This window comes from Saccharothrix obliqua (assembly GCF_019375475.1).
Taxonomy (GTDB): Bacteria; Actinomycetota; Actinomycetes; order Mycobacteriales; family Pseudonocardiaceae; genus Actinosynnema; species Actinosynnema obliqua.
Window position 1 is genome coordinate 171,322 of record NZ_JAHXGQ010000004.1, and the last position, 23,319, is coordinate 194,640.

Genomic DNA, 23,319 nt, shown 5'->3' on the forward strand with positions numbered 1-23,319 from the left:
GCGCTCAGCCGCGCGGGGCGGTGCGTGCCACCAGGGCGCGCAACGCGTCCAGCCCGTCGGCCTCCAGCACGTCGAGGTAGTCCAGGTCGCGCCCGGTCGTCTCGAACACGCGGGTGGCCAGCAGCACGGCTTTGAACGAATCACCGCCGGAGTTGATGAAACCGGCCGCCGGATCGGCGTCCGGACCCAGCACCTCACGCCACAGCGCGCGCAGCTGGTCGTCCTGTTCGAGTGCCATTGTCCCGTCCCCCGGCGTCCGGACCGGACCGCCCGGAAACCACTCCGCGCAATTCACCGCGCGGCAGTCCCCGAACTGCCCATCGGCGTAATTCCCCAGTCGTTCGGACCGTACCACAACATTTCCACCCCGCCAGGACCAAAATCCCGCCAAGATCGAAACCGGCCGGTTCAGTGGCGACCGTGAGCACCGAGCCCACTTTTCGGGCATTTTGTGGTTCACTGGGAAAAGCCCGGACAATGGGCAGTTCCGCACACGGCCAACGTGGGGGTTCGCGCCGATGAGCGAGGCGTCGCCGTTCGATCTGTTCACCGCCGCCGCCACCCGGTTCCACGACCGCACCGCGCTGGAGGCGGGTGGCCACGTGCTCGACTACGCGACCCTCGCGGAGGCGGTGGAGCGCGTCGCCGGGCGGGTGGCGGAGACCTCCGGCGGCGTGCCCGCGCGGCTCGGCGTGCTCGCGCCGCGCGGTGTCGTCGCGTTCACCGGGTGGCTCGCGGCGCTGCGGCTGGGCGCGACCGCCGTGCCGCTGAACCCGGCGTTCCCACCGGCGCGCAACGAGCGGTTCGCCGCGGCGGCGGGCGTCGACTTCGTGCTCGCCGACGAGGCCGCGACCACGCAGCACGCCGCGCTCGGCGGCGGTCTCGCGTTGTCCGCGCGGGAGGCGCTGACCGGCCGGGTGCGGCCCGCGCCGCGCCGCACCGCCGACGACCCCGTGGTGTACGTGGTGTCCACGTCGGGCTCCACCGGGCGGCCGAAGGGCGTGCCGATCCGGTGGGGCAACCTGCGGCCGTGGCTCGCGCACAACGGGCCGCGTCGCGGTATCCGCGCAGGTGACCGGGTGTCCCAGAACTTCGACCTGACCTTCGACCCGTCCGTGGCCGACATGCTGCTGACGTGGACGGCGGGCGCGACGCTGGTCGTGCCGGACCACCGCGAGGCGCTCAAACCGGTCGAGTACGTGGCCGGGCGCGGCATCACGCACTGGTACTCGGTGCCGTCGATGATCGCCGTCGCCGACCGCCTGGAGGGCCTGCCGGCGGGCTCGATGCCGACCCTGCGGCGCAGCGTGTTCGGCGGCGACCGGCTGACGCCGAAGCTCGCCGCGCTGTGGCGCCGGGCCGCGCCGAACAGCCGCGTGGAGAACTCGTACGGCCCGAGCGAGGTGACCATCTCGACGTGCGCGCACGAGGTCACCGGCGACGAGACCGGGGCCACCGTGCCGATCGGCGCGCCGTACCCGCACACCGAGCACCTGGTGCTGGGCGAGGACGGCAGGCGGGCCGCCGAGGGCGAGCTGTGCCTGCGCGGGCCGCAGCGGTTCGGCGGCTACCTGGACCCGGCGGACAACGCGGGTCGATTCGTCTCGTGGGACGGGGAAATGGCCCGGGTATTCACCGGGGGCGGGCCGCCGACCGACCGGCATTGGTATCGGACCGGTGACCGGGTGGCGGTGCGGGATGGCGAACTCGTGTTCCTGGGCAGGCTGGACAACCAGGTGAAAGTGCGTGGTTACCGCATCGAGCCGGGCGAAATCGAAGCGGTGTTGTGCACTCACCCGGATGTACGAGAGGCGTTGGTGGTGCCGATCACCGAAGGCGACCGCACCGATCTGCTGGCGACTTACACCGGTAATCCCGTGCCGGCAAGTCACCTGATCGCGCTAATCCACGCCAGCCTTCCCCCGTACATGCTCCCGCACCGGTTCGAACACCGCGCGCACCTGCCGTTGAGCGCGAACGGGAAAATCATCCGAACGGCCCCGGAACCCGATCGCGCGCGGTGACACCGGGCCGGATACCCGCGCGGCCGGGGCCGGCCACCCGAATGGCGGCGGGCCGTCTCAACGGTGTCACCGCCGGCGGAGCCGGTCGGCGACGCGGCGCCACCGGGCGCGGCGTCACCCCGCCGAGCCGGGAGCTTCGGCCGCCGAGTCCAAGGCGTCCAGGCGGCGGCGCACCTCGGCGGCCTCCTCGTCCCGCTGGTGGGCCCGGTACCGGGTTTCCGCCTCCCGCCACGTGGCGCGAGCCTGGTCGGTGCGGCCCAGCGCGAGCAGCGACGCCGCGAGCCGGTCCATCGTGCTGACCGCCTGGGAGTCGTTCTCCAGCTCCCGGTAGAGCGCGACGGCGGCCGAGTAGTGGTCCACCGCGCTCTCGTGATCACCGGTCTCGTGGGCGATGAACCCGAGGCTGTCCAACGTGTCCGCCTCGCCGTCGCGGTCGCCGTGGGTTCGTTGCAGGGCAAGCGCTTCGAGGCAGTGCCGCCGGGCGTGGTCGTGGCGGCCGACGCGTGCGGCGCACCAGCCGACGGCGTTGAGCGCGTCCGCCACCCACGCCGGGTTGCCGATCGTCCGGTGGATCTCCAGGCAGCTCTCGGCGTGCGCCAGGGCGCGCCCGTCGTCGCCGCGCTGGAGCCACGACCACGTCAACGCGTGGTGCGTGTGCGCGAGGTCGGCACGCGCGTTCGTCCGCTCGGCCAGCTCCAGCGCCAGGTACAGGTGGCGCATCGCCTCCTCGGGCCGCCCGACGTCGGCGTTGGCGCGGCCCGCGCTGCGGTGCGCGAGCAAGCGCGCGGCGGGGTCGTCGAGGCGTTCGGCGGCGGCCAGCGCGTGTTCCCACACCGCGAACTGGTCGGTCCGGTTGCCCCGGCGGAAGTGGTAGTTGTTCAACGTCCACGCGAACCGCCACACGTCCCGGTCGAGCCCGAGCGCGACAGCGGCCTCCACGATCGCGAGCAGGACCGCGTGCTCGGCGTCGAACCAGGCCAGCGCCTCCGCGTCGTCGGCGGGCGGTCGCACCCGGACGCCGGGCAGCGGCGGGTCCAGCTCGATCGGCGTCACGTACGGGTGCAGCAGCAGGTTCCCGGCGTGGCCGGTGCGCAGGTAGAAGTCGATCAGGCGGCGCAGGGCGGCGTCCCGGTCGTGGTCGGCGGCCCGGTCCGCGGCGAACCGGCGGATCAGGTCGTGCATCCGGTACCGGCCGGCGGCGTCGCGCGTCACCAGCGACGCCTGCTCCAGCTCGCGCAGCAGCGCCCGGACGCGGGGCTGCGGCAACCCGGCGAGCGCCGCCGCGGCGGGCAGCCCGAGGTCCGGTCCGGGCGCCGCGCCGAGCAACGCGAAGAGTTCGGCCTGCTCGGCGGTCAACGCCCGGTGCGACCACGAGAACACCGCGGGCAGGCTGGCCGCCGGGTCGCCGTCGGCCAGCGCGTCCAGGCCGAACTCACGCAGGTCGGCGACCACGTCGGCGATCGGCGTGCCGGCGGCGACCTGGCCGGCGACGATGCTCAGCGCCAGCGGGTACCCGCCGCACAACGCCACCAGCTCGGCCACCGCCGCGGGCTCGGCGGCCACCCGGTCCGCGCCGAGGCGGTCGGCGAGCAGGGCGCGGGCCTCCTCGTCGGCCAACGCGTCCAGCGGCAGGTGCCGGGCCGAGTGGCCGGTGATCAGACCGGTCAACCGGTTGCGGCTGGTCACCAGGACGGTGCCGGCCGACGTGCCCGGCAGGAGGTCCGCGACCTGCGCGGTGTCGGCGGCGTTGTCCAGCACGACCAGGATCCGCTTGTCCGCCACCATGCTGCGGAACAACGCGGCTCGCGCGTGTGGTTCGACCGGGATCCGGTCCGGTTCCGCGCCGAGGGCGTCGAGGAAGCCGCGCAGCACCGCGCCGGGGCTGATCGGCGTGCCGTCCGGGCTGAACCCGCGCAGGTCCACGAAGAGCTGGCCGTCCGGGAAGCGGTGCGCGTTGCGGTGCGCCCAGTGCAGTGCCAGCCACGTCTTGCCGATGCCGCCCGAGCCCGCGATGGCGGAGATCACCACCGTGCCGCCCGCGCCGTCGAGCGCGGCGTCCAGCCGGTCCAGCTCGGCGTGCCTGCCGACGAACGGGGCCGGCGCGGCGGGTAGCTGGCGGGGCGTCACGCCGGTCCGGGCGGGCGCGCCGGTCAGCGACGGGTCGCCGTTGAGGATGCGCCCGTGCAGGTCGCGCAGCACGTGACCGGGGTCGGTGCCGAGTTCGGCGACCAGGCGGGTGTGCAACCGCCGGTAGTGCTCCAACGCGTCGGCCGCGCGTCCGCCGCGGTAGAGCGCCAGCATGTACTGGGCGGCGACCCGTTCGTCCAGCGGGTGCCGCGCGGCCCGCGTGGACAGCTCCGCCACCAGCTCCTCGCCCCGGCCGAGCCGCAGCAGCACCTCGGTCAGGTCGCACTCGACGGCGAGCCGCTCCTGCCGCAGCCGGTCGCGTTCGAGCGCGGCCCAGTCGCCGTCCAGCCCGGCCAGCGGTTCACCGCGCCACAGCCCGAGCGCTTCGCCGAGCAGGGTCGCGGCACGCTGGTCGTCGGCGGTCCTGGCCTGCGCGCACAGCCGCCGGAACCGGTGCAGGTCCACGTCGTCCTCGCCGGCGACCAGCGCGTAGCCGCCCGCCCGGCGATCCAGCCGCAGGTCCAGCCGCCGCAGCCGGGACACGTAGCTGGACAACGTCTCGCGGGCGCGGTGCGGCGGGTGCGCGCCCCAGACCCGTTCGGTGAGGCGGTCCACCGTCACCGCCCGGTCGAGGTCCACGGCGAGCGCGGCGAGCACGCACCGCTGCTTCGCGGGCCCGAGGTCCACCCACCGCGCGCCGTCCCGTGCCGACACCTCGCCCAGCAGGGCGATCCGAACCCCCAACACCGGCTCCCATCACGTCCACCTGTCCGGGGCGGCATTCTCCGGCACGCGCGTCTCAGGGTGTCAGCCCGTCCACCGAACGACCCGGCGGCAGGCGGGTGAGGAGGCCGTCCACGGCGGAGGTCACCAGCAGGCGGAAGTACCGCTCGGCGCCCATGCCGGGCGGCACGCCGGCCATCTCGCCGCTCACCCGCACCTCCTCGCCGGCGACCAGCCCGAGGGCGATCGCCGCGACCGCGCCGGCGAGCACGGCGGCGGCGTCGGGCGGGTAGCCTCGCCGACCCAGCGCGGCGACCTCCGCGGCGAGCAGGCGCCCGCCGCTCGGGCCGCGCGGGAACGCGCGCAGGAGGTAGGCGGCGACACCGCGGTGGGCGAGGGCGAACTCACGCAGCCGACCCGCGAACCGCAGCAGGTGCTCCGCCACCGGCTCGCCGGGCACGTCCACCGGCTCCAGGTCGGCCAGGATCGACTCGCCGACCAGGGTCTCCAACGCGTCGCGGCTCGGCACGCGCCGGTACACGGCGGTCGTGCTGACGCCCAGCTCGTGCGCGACGGCCTGCACGGACAGGTCGGCCAATCCGATCCGCCTGCCCGCCTCGACGATCGAACCCGGTGACACCAGTGCGGTGCGGCCACCGGTCTTGACCCGGTTGGGAGGCATCGACACCTCCGGAATCCAAGTTAGGGCACCTATCTTAGAACACCTCGCCACCGCGGGCACTTCCTGGCACGCCGCGCTGGGGACCAGCCCGCCGACCCGGCAACGGCTCGCCCGGCCGGGCTCACGGCGCAACTCCTCGACCGCGGTCGCACCCGACGCGTCGGTCACCCCGTCGGCAGCAGCTCCCGCCCCCGCTCGCGCCACCACGCGTCGAACGCCGGGCTGCACCCCTGACGTGCCGCGTAGCTCGCCAGCACGTGCGCGTGGATCTCCTCGATGTGCGCCGCCACCACGGTGTCCGGCCGGTAGAACAGCCGGAGTTCCTGCCACATCGGCATGCCCTCGATGGCACGCACCACGATGCCGCCCGGCCGGTCCACGCTGGTCGCCAACGCGGGCGCGATCGCGAACTTCGCCTGCACCAGCGCCAACGTCGTGGACAGGCACTGCGTGCTGTGCGGTTGGCGCACCGTCAACCCGTGCTCCCGGCACACCTGGGTCAGGTAGGTCCACCACCGCGTCGTGCCGGGCGGCTCGTCGACCCACGGGTGCTCGAAGACGTCGGCCAACCGCACCGCGCCGGGCCCCGCCAACGGGTGGTCGTGCGCCATCGCCACGAACACCGGCTCCGCCTCGTGCACCAGCACGTCGGCCACACCGGGCGGCGTGCTCAGGCCGGGCAGCGGCGGCCGGTACACCAGGGCCAGGTCCAGTTCCCCGATCGCCACCTTCTCGACGCTGATCCGCTCGTCGGTGTCCTCCTGGAGGTTCACGCCCGCGCACCACGGCTGCTCCCGCAGCCAACTGCTCACGGCGACGTGCAGGAAACCGCAGTAACCGCCGACCCGCAACGGGTCCGACGGGTCACCGCGGCGGGACCACCGGCCGACCCGCTCGGCGATGGCCGTCATGCTGCTCAGCACGACCCGCGCCTCACCCAGCACCTCCGCGCCCAGCGGTGTCGGCAGGCAGCCGTGCTCGGCGCGGATGAACAACGCTCCGCCCACGCTGTGCTCGATCCGCTTCAGCAGCCCGGACAACGCGGGCTGGGTCATGCCGAGCCGGCGTGCGGCGCGGGTCAGGCTGCCGGTGTCGTCGATCGCGGCCAGCGCGCGCAGGTGGCGTACTTCCAGCTCCACGGGACCTCCGCATCCCCGCGCGAGGCGATTCGCCCGCTCCCGGGGTGGTCTCGCGACCGTACCGCCGTCCGGCGCGCGCGGGAAAGGGGTCCGCCGCCCGCGCGGACCCCTCTTCCCGCACCCGGCACTACGGCTTGGTGGTCTCCAGGGTGAACCGGCCGGAACCGCTGTAGGAGCGCACCAGCCACCGGTACCGGCCGGCGGTCCCGTTGTAGGACACCGTTTCCGTCGCGTCGGGACCGGTGCCCGAGGCGACGGTCCGCCACGACGTGCCGCTCTGCTTTTGCAGGTACAGGTCGAAGTCCGCGCCCGCCGGCCCCCGGAGGCAGCCCTTGTGCGCACCCGCGCCGGCGTCGAAGTAACCGGCCGCCGGCTGCACGGTGCTGCCACCGGAGGTGACGTCACCGGTCGCGGCCGTGCCGCAGGCGGGCGGGTTGCCCGGACCGCCGTCCGACGTCAGCAGCGAGACGCCGTACCGGGTCAGGATCTCCGGCACCGGCTGGAAGTACGTGGTCGCCGCGCCGCCCTTGCAGTCACCGGAACCACCCGAGGTGACGCCCTGCGCCTGGCCGTCGGAGATCGCCGAGCCGCCGGAGTCGCCCGGTTCCGCGCACGCCGACGTCTCGATCGCCTCGTAGACCTTGCCGATCTCCGGGCCGTAGTCGACCGTGGCGTCGCGGGACCGGATCGTCCCGCAGTGCCAACCGGTCGTGCCGCCGGAGCGGCAGATCGACGCGCCGACGGGTGCTTCCCGCGCCCCCTTCACCGCCACCCGGCCGCCGTTGTAGTCGTTGACCGCGCCGACCGGGTTCTCCGCCGCGTTGGTCCGCACGAACGCCATGTCGTCGGTCGGGAAGCTGGAGCCCTCGAACCGGCCGCCCGGCTGCGTCGTCGTCTCGCCCACCTCGCCGCAGTGACCGGCGGTGATGAAACCGCCCTGCACGGAGAAGCCGACCGAGCAGCCGTACTTGCTGGTCCAGTACCGGTTCCCGCCGACGACGTCGATCAGCGGCCGGGGCCGTTCCGGGCTCTCCGCGTAACTGATCGCGGCCGGGTCGGCGCCGGACGCGGCCACCCACCGCCGCGCGCGGTCCGCCGCGCCGGGCGCGTGCTTGACCACCACGGTGTCGGCCGCGAGATCCGTCCGCCAGCCCGGCACCGCCGCGGGCGCGCTCGCCGCCGCCCGGTCGAGCAGGCGCTTCGCGGTGGCCAGCACGGCCTCGCCGCGCGCCACGACCCGGGGCTCCGCTCCCCCGGCCCGCACCAGCCGCGCGTCCCGCGCGTCGGTCACGGCCACCACCAGCGCGCCACGCCCGGCGTCGAACCAACTGCCGCCGAACCGCGAGCCGAGGGCCGCACGCAGCCCCCGGTCGGTTTCCGCCGCGGCGCGTTCGGCGGCGAGCCGGGCGACCGGGTCGGCGACGCCGAGGTCACGCCGCAACGCGGCGAGCACCGGCTGCTCGGCGACGGGCGGATCGGCGAGCGCCGGCGGCACGGCCGCCGCGAAGCCGCCGACGGTCGCCATCACCACCATCGCGACGACCGGCGGCACACGAAGTCTGGACATGCTGGATCTCCTCGCGGTGCAGGGACCGCCGAAGGCCGCGCGGCAGGGAGCGCGGCGGAGGCGGGCTGTCGACGGCCGCACCCCGGCGGTCACCCGAACGTAGTCAGCGCCCGATCACGCCGGGGAGATCACAGATCGCCATAGCACCGGGACCAGCGCACCCGGACCTCACCCCACCGCGGGCAGCGCGGCACGCACGGCCGCCACGTAGTCGGCGGGACCGGCGGCGGCGCGGGTGAGGACCACGGCTCGGCCGTCGTCGTCGAAACCCACCACGGCGCCGGGACCGGGATCGGGGCCGAGGTCGAAGCCCGTACCCTCGCCGAGCGCCGCCGCGAAGTCCGACCACGTCTCGTTCGGGTAGCCGCGCATCAGGTTGAACTGCCGGGTGTGCCGCGCCGACGACCGCGGCGGCGTGAAGATGAAGAGCTTGCGGCACGCGTCGAGGTCGCGCACCACCCCGAACTCGAAGCGCAGCTCCGGCCACGCGCCGGGCGACGCGAGCACGCACCGCGCCTCCGCGACCAGCTCCCGGAACCGGTCGCGCCAGGAGTCGTCCGTCGCGTAGTCCCGGTCCACCCCGTGCGGCGGGAGGTAGTCACGCGGGTTGCCCAGGCCGTGCCCGCGCCCGAGGCCCGCCGCGATGGCGGGCGCGAAATACTCCTCGAACGTCATGACGCGCTCGGCCACGCGGTCGAACACGGACTCCATGAGGACGTCGCCCGGCTCACGCCGCCGGCAGCCGAACCCCCGGCCCTCGTTGCCGAACCCCCGGATCCACAGCACGGCCGGACGGGGATCGGGCGTCGGCGGCGCGGTGATCCGCGCGGCACGCCGGGCGGCGGAGAAGCACAGGTACGACAGGAACACCGCCGGCAGGATCGGGCGCAGTCCCGCGTCCAGCGGTTGGCCGGACAACACCAGCGCGACCGGCGCGACAACCGACACGACCACGGCGGTCACGCCCAGCACGCGGAACGGGGTCCGCGGGCGCCGCCGCGCACCCGACCGCACCCGTCGCGGCGGGAGCAGCCACACGCCCAGCGCCGTGCCGCCCACCGCCGACACCACGCCGAGCGGTGCCGCCACCAGCGGGGACAAACCCAGCAGCAGCCCCACCGCCATCAACCCGACCGGCAGCAGCAGACCGAGGAGCACCAGCACGCCGGCCACCACCGGCCCGGTGTAGCCCTTGGCCTTCGCCCGCCGCCACATCCGCATGAACACCGCGCAGACGACGAGCACCGCGAAGCCGCCCACCGCGAAGAACGCCACCAGCACCAGGACGACCAGCACGACCGTCATGCGCGGACGTTACGGCAACACCCCGCCGTGCGAACCGCATGACCGCGGTCAGCGCGGTTCCAGCACGAAGATCGGGATGTCCCGCGTCACGGCCGCCTCGAACACGGCGAACACCGGCAACTCCACGCGGAACCGCGCGGCGTACCGCTCCCACTCCTCGCCCCGCGCCGGCCGGGCCCGCACCGGGTGCGCCACCACCCCGATCTCGACCGCGACCTCCGGGTCGGCGAGCAGGTTGTGGTACCACCCCGGGTACTCCGGCCGACCGCCGTTGCCCGCCGCGACCAGCCAGCGGTTGTCGTCACGCAGGCACGTCAGCGGGGTGACGTAGGACCGGCCCGTCTTCGCTCCCCGGTGGTGCAGCAGGCCCAGCACGCGCCCGGCACGCGGGTCGCCGATCGCTCCGCCGCGGGCGCGGAACTCCGCGATGATCGCGCGGTCGTGCGCACGCCGCTCGTCGTCCATCTCCACCGTCCTCCGGTCCGACTCCCGGGCGTGATCTTGGCACGGCGCTCACCCCCGCAACACGTACTCGGCCCGAACGTCCACTTCCCGTGCCAGCGCGAGGAACTCGCCCTCCTCGACCGGCCCGTCCGGGCTGGAGCGCAGCAGGCGCTCCGTGTACTGCCCGTACCTCGTCTCGTACACCCAGACGCGGCAGTCCGGCGGCGTCCGGTCGACGCACGCGACGGACGCCCGGTCGCCACCCCGACCCCACCCGGCCACCGCCTCGCCCCGACTCGGCCTCGCCAGCACGTGGGCCAGTTCGGCACGCGCGGGGCTGACGTGCTTGAGCACGGTGTGCACCAGGCGGTCCGGCCCGTCCGCCCAGCCCGCCACCACGCCCGGCCGCGGCCTGCCCCGCTCGTCCAGCGGCGGCAGCAGGCCCACCAGTGTCCACCGCGGACCGACGTCGAGCAGCAGCTCCGCCGCGGGCACGTCCGGGCGCTCGCGCACGTGGGTCACCGACCGGTACACCCCGATCGCGTTCGCGCCGAGGTAGGCCAGGACGAGCGCGACCACGAAGACCGCGCGGGCGAAGCGACCGGGCGTCAGGATGGGCCCGCACCGTTCGACCGCGCCCCGGCACGACACACGCCACGTCGAGCAGAACCCATGATCGCCCCCGCGCACCGCCGGCGCCGCGGCCGGCCCCCCGCCGCGGCGACCACCGACGCTACCGAGACCGGCCGACCGGGTTCCAGCCGCCGATCAGCCGCGTACCCCGGCGCGGGTGCGCGCCCTCACGCCCAGCGGCCGAACCGCACGGCCTGCTCGAACGGCCGGCGCGGGCGTCGCCGCGGCGACGCCGTCGGCGACAGCTCCTCCTCGGCGGAGTACCCGATCGCCACCGCGCCGATCGGCTCGTGGTCCGCGGGCACCCCGAACTCCGCGCGGAGGGCGTCGAAGTCCTCCTTGCCGATGCCGAAGTACACCGCGCCGAGCCCCTCGTCCACGGCGGTCTGGAGGACCAGCAGCACCGCCATGCCGGTGTCGACGTACCAGAACGGGACCGGCCAGTGGTCCTCGCTGCGGTCGGTCCACCCCTTGTCCGGTTCGGCGTACCGGTCGAGGTAGGCGTTCTTCACCGCGAACGCGACGACCACCACCGGCGCGGTGCGGACCGTGTCGACCGCCCACAGCCGCACGATCTCGTGGAACCGCGTCACCTCCGCGCCGCGCAGCACCAGGAACACCTGCCCCTGCGAGAAACCGGCGGACGGGCCGCGCAGCGCGTTGCGCATGATCCGCCGCAGGCTCTCGTCCGGGACGGGCCGGTCGGTGAACGCGCGGACCATGCGACGCCGGCGCACGACTTCCTGGAATTCCACCGCACCCCCCGGGTGCTCGCTGGGCCGGTCCCGATCGTAGCGGCGGCGGTGGGTGGCGGCCCCGGGGTGCTTCGGGGTCCTGGCCCGACGCGGTCGCGGACCGCGAGCCGTCGTCCGCGGGCGCCGCGGTGCCGCCGAAGCCCGGCCATCGCCGCGGTCGCCGGGTCGCACCGGGACCGACCACGACGAGAGCGCTCCCGCGCCGAACCCGCACTCGGACGGTGGTCACCCGGCGGCGTGACCCGAATGCGCTGGACACCCACCGGGCCGCCCGCGAAAACCAGCACGCGCCGGAGAATTATCCGAAAGAACTACACGTCCGCTCGCCGCACCCGACCGGGCATTGCCGCCGGCTCGCGCGTGTGCGAATTGTACGGAATTGTCCCCGCACAAATACGGTCCACCGCCGGTCGGAGCGGCCGGCGCGGGCCGTGCCACTTGCCGCGCACCACGACGTCGCGCACGACCGCGCACGGCCAATCGGATCGCGATGGGAGGCAATTCCAGCATAGACCGGACCGAACGAGTGCATCCCGACCGCGCTCCACCGTCACCTCACGTGTCGATCACAGAGCACTGATTCACCCGCCGACCACCCCTGATAGGGGGACGCCACGACACCGATAGTGACCAGGTCAAATGCTCCTACCTCGACCCTTTCCGTGTTGCCTGGAATTACCATTTATGCGCCCACGCAGTTGTCGTCGCCCGATGGGAGCAATTTCCCGAAAAATCCTGGACCACCCACCGCCGCTCGGTACCGTAGGCGCTGCACGAGATCGTGCAGACCTGTGCACAGGGAGAGTTCCGGATTGGGAACGACTCGGGGGAAGGGGGTGCGCAATGTACTCGAAGCCGACTCTGCTGAAGCTCGGTTCGTTCGAGCGGCTGACCATGCACAGCCGTCCGGTCAAGAAGGACCGCGACGGCCGTCGCCGGCCGCGGCGGATCCTGTTCTGATCGCCGCTGAGCGTGGTGGTGCGGGGCTCGGCGGAGTGAACCCCGCACCACCACCTCGATTTTCGCGAATTACCGGTCGAACCGGGTCGAACGAGAAGGGGGGCGTTCCCATGAATCAAGCCGGTCCGGCCGACGAATGGCTGGTCGTGCTGCCCGACCACCCCGACGCCGCGGCGGTGGTGTCCGCGCTCGGGCCCGTGCCGAGGCGCGTGGACCACCCGTCCGGCAGGCCGTGGCTGCTCGGCCGGTGGGACCCGGTGGACCTCCGGGTCGGCGTCGACGGCGACACCGCGATCGCCACGCTCGGGTTCTCGTCCGCCGCGCCCGAGGCACTGGCCGCGACCGCCCGGCGCACCACGGACGTCGCCGCGCTCGACGGCTTCTCGCCCGCCGGCTGCCACCACCTGCTGGCCAGCGTCGGCGGCACCACGCGTGTCCAGGGCACCCTGTCCGGGTTGCGCCGCGTCGTGCACGCGGACGTGCGGGGCGTGCCGGTGGCCGCCACCCGGGCCGACGTGCTCGCGAACCTCCTCGACAGCTCGCTCGACCGGCGGCGGCTGGCGTTGAAGGTACTGCTGTCGGAAGTACCGCTGCACGTCATGAACGCCCCGCTCTGGCACGGCGTGCACGCCGTGGACGAGGACGCCTGCCTGGTGCTGCCACCCGGCGGCCGGGCACGGGTCCGGCGGCGCTGGGAGCCGCCGCCGGACGACCTGACGCTGGCCGAGGCCGCGGGTTCCGTGCGCGTGGCCCTGGCCGACGCCGTGCGGACCCGGCTCGACTCGGGCCTCGCGGTGACCGCCGACCTGTCCGGCGGCCTGGACTCCACCACGCTGTGCTTCCTCGCCTCGCGCGGCGGCCGGCCGCTGACCGCAGTGACCAGGCTGGCCGTGGACCTCGGTGACGACGACCCGCTGTGGGCGGACCTGGCGGCCGAGCACCTGCCGAACCTGACCCGCATCACCGTGCCGCGCGACCGCATCCCCAGCCACTACAGCGACGTCCTCGCCCCGTTCCCGCCGACCGAGGAGCCGTTCCCCGGCGTGGAGGACCGCCCGATGTACCGGTCGCTGGCGGCACGCGTCGGCGCGACCGGCTCGCAGGTCCACCTGACCGGCGACGGCGGCGACGAGACGCTGATGGGCGGTGCGTCCGGCGTGTTCGAGCTGCTGCGCACCCGACCGCTGACCGCGTGGCGGCACCTGCGTGCCTACCGGGCGCTGGAACACGTGCGGTGGCGCGACATCGCGCACTTCGCGTTGGAGCGGCGGCGCCCGTACCCGCGTTGGCTGGCCGACCGCGCACGCGCCCTCATCGCCTCCCCGCTGGAGAGCGAGAGCGCGACGAACCTCGTGCAGATGCCGCCCTGGGCCACCCCGGAAGCCGTGGACCTCGCCCGCGACCTCCTGCTGGAGGAGGCCGCGACGGCTCGGCAGCACGGCCACAACTGGACCGCGCACCACACCGTCTGGGGCATCCGGCTGTGCGCGAGCCTGGTGCGCGCGACCGTGCCGCTCTACGCCGCCGAGGGCATCCGCGTGACGTCGCCGTACCTGGACGACGCCGTGATCACCGCGTGCATGGCGACCCGCACCGACGAGCGCCGGACACCGTGGAAGTACAAACCGCTGCTGGTGGAGGCGATGCGGGGCATCGTGCCGGAGCGCTGCCTGGCGCGGACCACCAAGGCCGAGGGCTCCAACGTCGAGCACGAGGGCCTGCGCGACAACGTCGACCGGTTGGCCGCGATGTGCGACGACGCGCGGTTGTCGCGCCTCGGCCTGATCGACGCGGACGCGCTGCGGGACACCTGCACCAGCTTCCGCATCCGCGAGTACACGCCGTACGCGATCTCGATCACGATGAGCAGCGAGCGGTGGTTGCGCGACCTGGAGCAGCCGGTCGCCGTGGCGGACGCGGAGGTCGCGTCATGACGCTGCGGTTGCGCGCGGAGGTGTCGCTGGCCGAGGCCGAGGACGGCGGCGGCGTGCTGCTCGACGAGCGGTCCGGGGAGTATTGGCAGCTCAACCCGAGCGGGCTGACCACGTTGAAGCTGCGGCTCGCGGGTGCGGACGAGGCGACCATCGCGGAGACCCTGCTCGCGGGCGCCCAGGACGGGACGGGCGACGTGGCGCAGGCCGTCGCGGACATCCGGGAGCTGGTGGCGCAACTGGCGGACGCCGGTCTGGTGGTGGGCGGGTGAGTTCACCGGAGACCCTGTTCGAGGCGACCCGCCCGCCGTGGCGCACGCGGGTCGCGGTGCGTGCGGCCGTGGGTGTCGCGCTGCTCCTGTCCCACCTGCCGCCGCGCCGCATCCGGCGCGTCCTCCAGCTGGCGCGCCGCGGCGCCGCGCCGGCGACGTTCAACCAGGCGCGGGCCGCGCGGTCGGCCGTGATCGCGGTCAGCCTCACCTGCGCCGGCAAGGGGTGCCTGCCCCGCTCCATCGCCACCGCGCTGGTCTGCCGCACCCGCGGCGTGTGGCCGACGTGGCGGGTCGGGGCGCGCACCGCGCCGTTCAGCGCGCACGCCTGGGTCGAGGCCGAGGGACGTGCCGTTGACGAGGGCGAGCAGGTGCTCGCCTTCCGCCCGTTGATGACCGTCGAACCCCCCGACCGCCAGGAGAGAGAACCCGAATGTTGAACGGCATCCGTCCTTCCCGCGCCGCCGAACGGGACGAGGAGGACGACGGGCCGGAGGAAGACGATGCCCGCCGCGTCGACTGGCGCGACCTGATCCGCGTGACCCGCGGTCACCGGCCCATGATCGCCGGTGCGATGGCGCTGTCCCTCCTGGGCGGCCTGATGGGGCTGGCGCAGCCGCTGCTGGCCACCCGCACCATCGAGGACTTCGCCAACCACCGCCCGTACGTGCTGGCGCTCGTGCTGCTGGGCGCGGTGTTCGTGGCGGAGGCGGTGATCACGGCGCTGGGCCACTACCTGCTGGAGCGCACCGGCGAGCGGATCGTGCTGGGCCTGCGGCAGCGCATCGTGGACCGGCTGCTGCGCTGGCCGCTGCGCCGGTACCAGCAGCACCGCCTGGGCGACCTGCTGACCCGCACCACCAGCGACACCACGCTGCTGCGCGACTCGCTGGCCTACGACCTGGTGGAGGCCGGCGTCGGCGTGTTCGTCGTGATCGGCGGCGTCGCCATGATGATCTGGCTGGACGCGATGATGTTCCTGATCGTCGCGGTGATCGTGGGCGCCATCGGCGGCCTGACCACGTTGCTGCTGGCGGGCATCCGGCGTTCCGTGGAGGACGCGCAGGACAGCCTGGGCGCCATGAGTTCGGAGCTGGAGCGGGCGTTGTCGGCGATCCGCACGGTCCGCGTGATGCGTGCCGAGGACCGCGAGCGGGACCGGATCGGCCAGCTGGCCGTGCAGTCCTACGACAACAGCATCCAGGCCGTCAAGCGCAACGCGGTGATCAACCCGGCGATGACCCTCGCCACGCACGGCGCGATGATCACCGTGCTGGTGGTCGGCGGGTTGCGCGTGGCCAGCGGTGCGGCGTCGCTGGCCGACCTGGTCGGCTTCCTGCTGTACGTCACCTACATCGCGTCGCCGCTGGCGAACATGTTCGACGTCTTCGCCACGCTCCAGCGCGGGCTCGCGGCGCTCCAGCGGGTGAACGACGTGGCGGAGGTGCCGACCGAGGACGAGGTGTCCCCGCAGCCGGTGCGGACCCAGCCGCACGCGCCGGAGCCGGTCCCGGACGCGCCCGCCATCGAGTTCCGGGAGGTCGGGTTCGCCTACGAGCCGGACCGGCCGGTGCTGCGGGACGTCTCGTTCACCGTGCCGCGCCTGACCCACGTGGCGTTGGTGGGGCCGTCCGGCGCGGGCAAGTCCACGGTGTTCTCGTTGATCGCCCGGTTCTTCGAGCCGCAGTCCGGGCACATCCTGCTCGGCGGGCGGGACGTGCTCGACCTGACCGTGCGCGAGTGCCGGGAGGCGATCAGCCTGGTCGAGCAGAGCGCGCCGGTCATGCACGGCACGTTGCGCGAGAACGTGGTGTACGCCAAGCCGGACGCCAGTGACGCCGAGATCGAGCGCGCGGTGGCGTTGGCCAGCCTGGAGAGCCTGGTGGACCGGCTGCCGGAGGGCCTGGACACCCTGGTCGGCGAGCACGGCAGCACCCTGTCCGGTGGTGAGCAGCAGCGGGTGGCGATCGCGCGAGCCCTCCTGCCCCGGCCGCAGTTGCTGCTGCTGGACGAGCCGACGTCGCACCTGGACGCGGCGAACGAGGCGGTGCTGGCGCGGACCATCGAGGACATCAGCACGGAGTGCACGCTGCTGGTGATCGCCCACCGGCCGTCCACGATCCGGGCGGCTGACCGGATCGTGCTGCTCGACCACGGCCGGGTCGAGGCGATCGGCGAGTACGACGAGGTGGCCCACCTGCTCGGCGGCAGCCGCGACCTGGTGGGCTGAACCGGGTGCCGGTGGTTCCGCCACCGGCACCCCACCGCGGTCGGCCTCGCCGACGCAGCGAGCTGGCTCCCGCCACGCCCTTGGTCGATCGGGGTGTCGGCCTCCCCACCGGTCCAGCGAGCACCCCCGGCTCCCACCTGTCCGTCACAGCTCAGGTGGTGGTGGGGCCCAACGCTTGCCGGAACGCGTGGTGCAACCGCGCGAACCGCACCGGGTCGACGTCGGCCGGGTCGTCCAACAACGCGATCACCGCCGCGCCGTCGGGCATCTCTCGAACGCTCGGCCCCATGGGGAGGGGCGGCAGTCGCCGGTAGCGGTCGGCGCCGAAGTAGGTGGTCCAACTCAGCCACTCCGGCCAGGAACCCGGCGGCGGAGGGACGTCGTACGAGTAGGGATCGTCCAACCCGGCCCAGATCTGCTCCCACGACCACTCGTCCTCGACCCGCCCGAAGACCGCACCGAACTCACCCGCGATCGACACCCACAGCTCCGTGAGCAACCGGTGCAGGTCCCGGAACGGTTGAGCCTCCGCGACGGGTTCCCGCCAGGAGTGGCACGAGTTCAGGGACATGGTCACCGTGTCTTGTGGACCGCCGGGCTTGACCGAGAACCAGATGTCCACTTCGGACCGGGTCCACAGGTTGGTGCTCCAGGTTCCCGTGACGAGGCCGTCCACCATCCGCGCCCAGTCCACCACGCGGTGTTCGCCTTCGCGGCCGGGCGCGGTGTCGAACCCGTTGATCCCCCCGCCCGGCCGCCACGGCGACAACCCCACCGCGCCGGCGATGGCCAACACCCGTTCGACCGCGGCCGAGCGCAAGACCCCACCGGGCAACACCAACGTCCACGTCCAGTCCGACCCCATGGTCATATGGTGGCATCGGCGCGCCCTCGCCGAACGGGTCCGGCGCTACGCCGTGCTGCTCTCCGCGGTCGGTGGTGATCGGGGTGTCGTGTGCTGTAGGGGCAGGGTGGTGATGAGTCGGGCGCCGGGGGTGTCGGGGTTGGCGGTGGCGTGGAGGGTGCCGCGGTGGGCGGTGGCGATGCGTCGGGCGATGGGCAGGCCGAGCCCCGTGCCGCCGGTGTCGCGGGTGCGTGCGTCGTCCAGGCGGGTGAAGCGGTTGAAGACGCGTTCGCGGTCCTCGGCCGGGATGCCGGGGCCGTCGTCGTGGACTTCCAGCACGGCGTGGTCGTCGGCTGTGGTGAGGCGGATGGTGATGGTGGTCGTGGCGTGGCGTTCGGCGTTGTCGAGCAGGTTGCCCAGCAGCCGGTTGAGCAGGGCGCGGCTGCCGTGCACGGGTGTCGGGTCGTCCGGCAGGTCGGTGGTCAGGGTGTGCGTGGTGTGGCGGCGTGCGGTGTGCTCGACGACGAGGGTGACGAGTCCGACGGTGGCGTCGCAGCCGGTGGCGGGCCCCGCGTGGTCGAGGCGGGCGAGCAGCAACAGGTCGGTGGCCAGCTGCTGAAGCCGGTCGGTGTCGGCCAGTGCCGCGTCCACCACGGCAGGCCAGTCGGCCAGGTCGGGGTGGGCGGTGGCGATCTCCAACTCCGCGCGCAACGCCGCGATGGGGCTGCGCAGCTCGTGGGAGACGTCGGCGACAAACCGCCGGTTGTCCTCCACGGCGACTTCCAGCCGGTCCAGGGTCGCGTTGACCGTGGTGGCCAACGCGGCGATCTCGTTGCGGGCACGAGGCACCGGGACCCGCCGGGACAGGTCGTGCTCGGTGATGTCGGCCATCTCCCGCCGAATCGCCTCCACCGGCCGCAGCACCCGCCCCATCGCCACCCACACCACGCCTCCGACCAGGCTGATCAACAGCACTGCTCCGCCGGTCAGCAACAGCACCTGGTGGTTGAGGGTGCGTTGTACCTGGGTGATTTTCGCTCGACTCCTGTCCGCCTGGTCCATGCTTCCCCGGGAATTATATCCGGGCCGCAGTCGAGTGATCTGCGAAACAGGGCTCGACTCATACACCTCGCCGGTATCACCCAGGAAAGCGTAAAATATTTCCTCCGGGTCGGTCATGGGCCAGATCGACAGTTGCGGGATAAGCGCGACGGAATGATAACTCGCCCCGACGGAGGTCGGCACCTCCTCTTCCGTGATGTCATTCGACGTCAGCTCGTCAACCTCGGCCCATTTCAACACCACCGATGAATCGTTGGCGCACTTCTGGACCTCCGCCCCTCCCTTGCTTTCACCCACCCGCGCGTCGACGCAGATGCCGAAGGAGGTGATCGGCGCGTTTTCGAACCGCATCGCCTCGGCCTTCAGGAAAACAGCAGCGAGCACCGCAGCCGCTAGTACCGGCGTGGCGACCACTACCATGGCGATCACGGTTATGCGTCGGCGCAGTCGGCGCGACTGGGGCATCCTTCGCTTCACGGGCGTGCCTCTCGGTGGCCGTCGAGGCGGTAGCCGATGCCGCGGACGGTGGTGATGGTGTGCCGGTGGAAGGGTGCGTCGATCTTGCGGCGGAGGGTGCTGATGTAGACCTCGACCAGGTTCGGGTCCGGTTCGCGGGCCTCGTCCCAGGCGGCGGCGATGATTTCGGCCTTCGTGACCACCTGGTTCTGCCGGCGGAGCAGGAATTCCAGTACCGCGAACTCCTTGGCGGTCAGGGTGACGGGTTGGTGCCCTCGGTGGCAGGTGCGGGCGGCCGGGTCCAGTTCCAGGTCACCGGCACGCAGCACGACCGGCCGGGTCATGCCACCGCGGCGCACCAGCGCCCGTAACCGCGCGACCAGGACCGGGTAGGAGAACGGCTTGGTCAGGTAGTCGTCGGCACCGGTGTCCAGCCCCTCGGTCTCGTCCAGCTCGCCGTCCTTGGCCGTGAGCATGAGGATCGGCGTCCACACCCGCGCCGCACGCAGCCGGGCGCACACCCGGTAGCCGTTCATCCCGGGGAGCATCACGTCCAGCACGATCACGTCATAGGCGTGTTCAGTCGCCCGCCACAAACCGTCCGAGCCGTTGTATTCCACATCGACCACGAAATTCTCGGCGACGAGCCCGCGAACGAGCAGGCCGGCCAGACGTCGGTCGTCCTCCACCACCAGTACCCGCATGTGTCCACGATGACGCAGTCGTCGTCACATGTCACTGAAATCCACTTCAGGTTCCTACAGGTTCCCTTCAGCTCCACCTGCGACTGTATCCCCGGTCCGCGAGTCGACACCGGTCCGTCAGTCGGAAGTGGGGGGATCGACCGGGTCGGGCGGTCTGGCCGAAAAACAGGGGGTGGCCAGAGCGCCTGACGGACCAGGCCGGTGGACGGGGAGTGAACCCTCCTCGTCCACCGGGGTCCCTGCGGTTCGGTCGGGAGAAGAATGCGCAGACCGGAGGGGCCTCGAATGCGGTGCGTGATTGCGGCGGAGCTACTGGGCGGCAGCGCGCATTTGCTGCTCAGTCGGACTGCTCGACTCCGATCGGAACTGGTGGCCGCAGCGTTGTCCGGTCCGGCGCACCCGGACTGGACGCGGCGCGCCGGACCGGGCGAGGGCCAGGCACGAGGGCGGGCAAACGCATGTGGGCCGGGGGTGGGTGGGGTGAGTCGGGTGATGACGGCCGCAGGTGGGATGCGGAGTTGTGTTTGTGGCGGGTCCTTGGAGGCGGCCGGGTGGGGTTAGCGCTTCCAGAAGGGCTTGCGGCGGGTGGGTGGGGTGGTGGTCAGGGTCGTCAGGGTGGTGATGGCGTCCTCTAGGAGTTCGGCCGGCTGTGTGGTGGGGGTTGTCAGGCGGGTCACCAGGTCGCGGAGGGTTTGGATGTGGGTTGCTGGTTCGCCGGAGGCTGCCCAGGTTGGGTGGTGGCGGTTGATTTCGGTGGCCAGGTTGGCCAGTAGTTCGGTTGTGGTTGTGGGGGTTGCGGCTCGAAGCAGGTCCAGGTGGCGTTGGGCGAACTGGGCGAGGGTTTCCGGCTGAGTGGGGGCCGAGTGGCTGGTGGGTTCGGCTTGCCTGTGGAGTTCCGGGGTTCGGGCAGGGGCTGCCGACCTTGGCCTGGACGGCCTGGGGTGGGCGAACGGGGCTGCCGGGGCTGGGGATGGCGGCGCGGACAACGGGGCGAAGGTGTTGGGGGGTGCGCCGAACGCGCCTGCGGCAGGTGCCCAGCCGTCCGGTAGCTCTACGGGCTGGACCACGTGGTGGGTTTGGCCGCCGGGCTGGGTTGCGGTGCGCGGGTCTACTGCAACGAAAGCGGTGAAACGGGACAGTACGCCGAAGGTGAGGGACGTCGTGACGATCTGGTGTTCCAGGTCGGACAGGTCGCCGCGGCCCACGGTGTAGCGGTCCTCCAGGTCGCGCACTCGGGATCTGGCCCACAGCGCGGGCAGGCTCGGGTTGTCGCTGGGCACGGGATTCAGCAGCTCGTGCCAGCCGCTGTCGTCGGACAGCTCCAGCTCGCCCGGTTCGCCCGTGTACCGGCCGGTGACCACCACCGGCGCGCCGGGGAACAGGTCGGGAACCGGTTGGGGCGTCACGGATTCCTCATCCACCACCAACCCCCTGCCGGTGAGGGTGAGGCCCGTGCGGACGGGGCTGCCGATGCGGTGGTGGATGGCACGCATCGCCTCGTCCAGGCGGTCCTCCGACTCGACCAGCTCGAACCGGCCCGTCGAACCGGCCAGCCTGCTCAGGAACGCCTCGTTCACCGCCCGGTCGATGCCCACGGTGTGCACGCGCACCCCGGCCAACGGGTCGGCCAGCTCACGCAGGAGGCGGTCCTCGTCGCCGACCTGGCCGTCCGTCACCAGCACCAGGACGCGTTCCCGCTCCCCCACCCCGCCCAGCAGGCCGGCCGCTTGCCGCAACGGCGCGAGCAGTTCGGTGCCACCACGCGCGTCCACCCCGGACAGGAACTCCACGGCCCGGTACCGGTTGCGGTCGGTGGCTTCCACCAGGCCGTCCGGCAGGGCGGGCGGGGTGTCCACCACGTTGTCGAACGCGAGCACGGTGAACCGGTCGGCGGTGGTGAGGCTGTCCACGATGCGTGCCGCGGCACGGCGGGCAGCCACCATCTTCCACCCCTGCATCGAACCCGAGCGGTCCAGGACCAGCACCACGTCCCTGCCCCGGTCCCGCTGGTCGGGTTTCGGCGGCAGCACGGTCACCGCGAACGTGCCGCCCCGCCCGTCCTCGTCCGGGCACACGGCGAGCGACGTGCGCACCACGCCCTCGTCGGCGAACGACAGCCGCAGCAGGAAATCGCGGTCGACGCGCGCACCCGGCTCGACCCGCACCCGGAAGCCGGTCGCGGTCCGCTCGGTCACGGTCGCGTGCAGGCTGGCCGACGGTGTCACCGGCGGCAGCCCGGCCTGGTCCACGTCGACCTCCACCGACAACCGCACCGGGTTGGGGAAGCCGGGCAGCAGCACGGGCGGGCTGATGCGGGACGCGTCCGGCACCGCGTCGGTGTCCGCGGCCACGCCGGCACCGACCTGGTCGCCCTCCAGCGGCGTGCCGGGGACGTACCGGGGCGCGACCACCAGCGGCAGCCGGTACACGGCCGCGTCGTCCTCGTACGCGAGCGCACCGGCCAGGGTCAGCCGCACGGTGACCCGCTCGCCCGGCAGGACGTTGCCGACGCGGGTGGTGAACACGCCGGGCCGCTCCTCCTCCGCGATGGCGGCCCGCCTGCCCGCGGCGACGGCCTCGGCGTAGTCGGCACGGGCCTCGCCGCGCTCCTTGAGCACGCCCTCCACGACGCGGCCGGCCGCCTCCATGCGCAACGCGGTGACGGCGGACCTGGACGGCAGCGGGAACACGTAGGTCGCTTCGAGCGGCACGTCGTGCGGGTTCCGGAAGACCTGGGTGAGCGTGGTCCGCGCGGCGAGGCCGGTGATCGCGGCACGCACGTCGACGGCTTCCAGCGGCAGGTTGCCGCGTTCGGTGCGCAGGCAGCCGAGGCCGGCGTCGTCGGTGGCGGGCGCCGCAGTGACGGGCGCCGCGGTGGCGATGACCTCGATCGGGGTGCTCATCGGTCGTCCTCTCCGGGGGTGGGCGCGAGGCCCAGGCGGGCGAGCAGGTCGAGCAGCGGAGCCGCGGCGGCGTGGATCTCGGCCAGCTCGCCCTCGTCGGGGAGCCGATCGGCGGCGGTGAGCGTGACGATGACAGTGTCGGACAGGCGCAGCGCCGGGACGATGCTGACACTGTCAGCGGGTGGATCGGCGGGTGGTGGATCGGCGGGAGCCAGGCGTTCCTTCCAGAAGCGGTCCACGCGTGACGAGGTGCCGGCCAGCTCACCCAGCCGCGCGTCCGACGCGCCCATCATCAGCAGTTGGATCTCGGCCAGGGAGTACCCGGACGCCTGGAGCTTCTTCACGGCGACGATCTGGAGCAGCTGTCTGCGCCCGTAGAGCGCGGTGCGCCCGCGATGGGCCGCCGGGCGGTCCACCAGCCCGATGGTGGTGTACCACCGGATGGCGCGCCCGTTCGGCAGCTCCCGCACCCGGCCGCTGCGCTGCCCGTCGTAGTTCTCGGCCAGCAGCGCGGCCACCCGGTCCGGGAGCTGTTCGATCGTCCACAGCTCGTCGTCCACG

Annotated in this window: 20 protein-coding genes; 6 read left to right on the forward strand and 14 right to left on the reverse strand. The window is 73.1% G+C overall.

Features of this window, described 5'->3' with window-relative positions; translation table 11 throughout:
* Window positions 1-4 precede the first annotated feature (4 nt).
* Window positions 5-238, reverse strand: coding sequence for a phosphopantetheine-binding protein (locus KZQ38_RS14210; RefSeq protein WP_219442143.1), 234 nt, complete (start codon window positions 236-238; stop codon window positions 5-7).
* Window positions 239-518: 280 nt separating this feature from the next.
* Between KZQ38_RS14210 and KZQ38_RS14215 the strand changes: the two genes are divergently transcribed.
* A complete protein-coding gene (locus tag KZQ38_RS14215) occupies window positions 519-2,024 on the forward strand; it encodes an AMP-binding protein (protein WP_219442146.1) in 1,506 nt (501 codons plus the stop codon).
* Between the two features lie 114 nt (window positions 2,025-2,138).
* On the opposite strand, the gene KZQ38_RS14220 is transcribed toward KZQ38_RS14215, so the two are convergent.
* The 8 genes from KZQ38_RS14220 to KZQ38_RS14255 form a co-directional block, all read right to left on the reverse strand.
* Window positions 2,139-4,898: an AfsR/SARP family transcriptional regulator gene (locus KZQ38_RS14220; protein WP_372452238.1), complete on the reverse strand. Its 2,760-nt coding sequence runs from the start codon at window positions 4,896-4,898 to the stop codon at window positions 2,139-2,141.
* Window positions 4,899-4,950: 52 nt separating this feature from the next.
* Window positions 4,951-5,556: a TetR/AcrR family transcriptional regulator gene (locus KZQ38_RS14225; protein ID WP_219442150.1), complete on the reverse strand. Its 606-nt coding sequence runs from the start codon at window positions 5,554-5,556 to the stop codon at window positions 4,951-4,953.
* 164 nt (window positions 5,557-5,720) lie between these two features.
* Window positions 5,721-6,695 (reverse strand): LysR family transcriptional regulator, encoded by a 975-nt coding sequence (locus KZQ38_RS14230; protein WP_219442152.1) that lies wholly within the window; start codon window positions 6,693-6,695, stop codon window positions 5,721-5,723.
* A gap of 127 nt (window positions 6,696-6,822) precedes the next feature.
* Window positions 6,823-8,262, reverse strand: coding sequence for a S1 family peptidase (locus tag KZQ38_RS14235; protein WP_219442154.1), 1,440 nt, complete (start codon window positions 8,260-8,262; stop codon window positions 6,823-6,825).
* A 168-nt stretch (window positions 8,263-8,430) separates the two neighbouring features.
* Window positions 8,431-9,567, reverse strand: coding sequence for a hypothetical protein (locus tag KZQ38_RS14240; RefSeq protein WP_219442156.1), 1,137 nt, complete (start codon window positions 9,565-9,567; stop codon window positions 8,431-8,433).
* 48 nt (window positions 9,568-9,615) lie between these two features.
* The gene (locus tag KZQ38_RS14245; RefSeq protein WP_219442158.1) at window positions 9,616-10,032 is read right to left on the reverse strand and encodes a nitroreductase/quinone reductase family protein; all 417 of its coding nucleotides are present in this window, start codon (window positions 10,030-10,032) and stop codon (window positions 9,616-9,618) included.
* Window positions 10,033-10,080: 48 nt separating this feature from the next.
* Window positions 10,081-10,590 (reverse strand): hypothetical protein, encoded by a 510-nt coding sequence (locus KZQ38_RS14250; protein WP_219442160.1) that lies wholly within the window; start codon window positions 10,588-10,590, stop codon window positions 10,081-10,083.
* A 221-nt stretch (window positions 10,591-10,811) separates the two neighbouring features.
* Window positions 10,812-11,399: a nitroreductase family protein gene (locus KZQ38_RS14255; protein WP_219442162.1), complete on the reverse strand. Its 588-nt coding sequence runs from the start codon at window positions 11,397-11,399 to the stop codon at window positions 10,812-10,814.
* An 843-nt stretch (window positions 11,400-12,242) separates the two neighbouring features.
* Between KZQ38_RS14255 and KZQ38_RS14260 the strand changes: the two genes are divergently transcribed.
* The 5 genes from KZQ38_RS14260 (at window position 12,243) to KZQ38_RS14280 (ending at window position 16,789) form a co-directional block, all read left to right on the forward strand.
* The gene (locus KZQ38_RS14260; RefSeq protein WP_219442164.1) at window positions 12,243-12,359 is read left to right on the forward strand and encodes a lasso RiPP family leader peptide-containing protein; all 117 of its coding nucleotides are present in this window, start codon (window positions 12,243-12,245) and stop codon (window positions 12,357-12,359) included.
* Window positions 12,360-12,469: 110 nt separating this feature from the next.
* On the forward strand, window positions 12,470-14,293 hold the full coding sequence (locus KZQ38_RS14265) for an asparagine synthase-related protein (RefSeq protein WP_257901412.1): 1,824 nt from the start codon (window positions 12,470-12,472) through the stop codon (window positions 14,291-14,293).
* Complete coding sequence (locus KZQ38_RS14270) at window positions 14,290-14,562, forward strand: lasso peptide biosynthesis PqqD family chaperone (RefSeq protein ID WP_219442166.1); 273 nt, start codon at window positions 14,290-14,292, stop codon at window positions 14,560-14,562. The genes KZQ38_RS14265 and KZQ38_RS14270 overlap by 4 nt, the downstream gene beginning before the upstream one ends.
* Complete coding sequence (locus KZQ38_RS14275; RefSeq protein ID WP_219442167.1) at window positions 14,559-14,999, forward strand: lasso peptide biosynthesis B2 protein; 441 nt, start codon at window positions 14,559-14,561, stop codon at window positions 14,997-14,999. Before KZQ38_RS14270 ends, KZQ38_RS14275 begins: the two co-directional genes overlap by 4 nt.
* Window positions 14,993-16,789, forward strand: coding sequence for an ABC transporter ATP-binding protein (locus KZQ38_RS14280; protein ID WP_219442169.1), 1,797 nt, complete (start codon window positions 14,993-14,995; stop codon window positions 16,787-16,789). Before KZQ38_RS14275 ends, KZQ38_RS14280 begins: the two co-directional genes overlap by 7 nt.
* A gap of 151 nt (window positions 16,790-16,940) precedes the next feature.
* Here the strand turns inward: KZQ38_RS14280 and KZQ38_RS14285 are convergent, their stop codons facing one another.
* The 5 genes from KZQ38_RS14285 to KZQ38_RS14305 form a co-directional block, all read right to left on the reverse strand.
* Window positions 16,941-17,654: a hypothetical protein gene (locus KZQ38_RS14285; protein ID WP_219442171.1), complete on the reverse strand. Its 714-nt coding sequence runs from the start codon at window positions 17,652-17,654 to the stop codon at window positions 16,941-16,943.
* Window positions 17,655-17,699: 45 nt separating this feature from the next.
* Window positions 17,700-19,115, reverse strand: coding sequence for a sensor histidine kinase (locus KZQ38_RS14290; protein WP_257901413.1), 1,416 nt, complete (start codon window positions 19,113-19,115; stop codon window positions 17,700-17,702).
* 53 nt (window positions 19,116-19,168) lie between these two features.
* Window positions 19,169-19,855, reverse strand: coding sequence for a response regulator transcription factor (locus KZQ38_RS14295; protein ID WP_219442176.1), 687 nt, complete (start codon window positions 19,853-19,855; stop codon window positions 19,169-19,171).
* 557 nt (window positions 19,856-20,412) lie between these two features.
* Window positions 20,413-22,758: a VIT domain-containing protein gene (locus KZQ38_RS14300; RefSeq protein ID WP_219442177.1), complete on the reverse strand. Its 2,346-nt coding sequence runs from the start codon at window positions 22,756-22,758 to the stop codon at window positions 20,413-20,415.
* Complete coding sequence (locus KZQ38_RS14305; RefSeq protein WP_219442179.1) at window positions 22,755-23,318, reverse strand: MerR family transcriptional regulator; 564 nt, start codon at window positions 23,316-23,318, stop codon at window positions 22,755-22,757. Before KZQ38_RS14305 ends, KZQ38_RS14300 begins: the two co-directional genes overlap by 4 nt.
* Between the last annotated feature and the right edge of the window lies 1 nt (window position 23,319).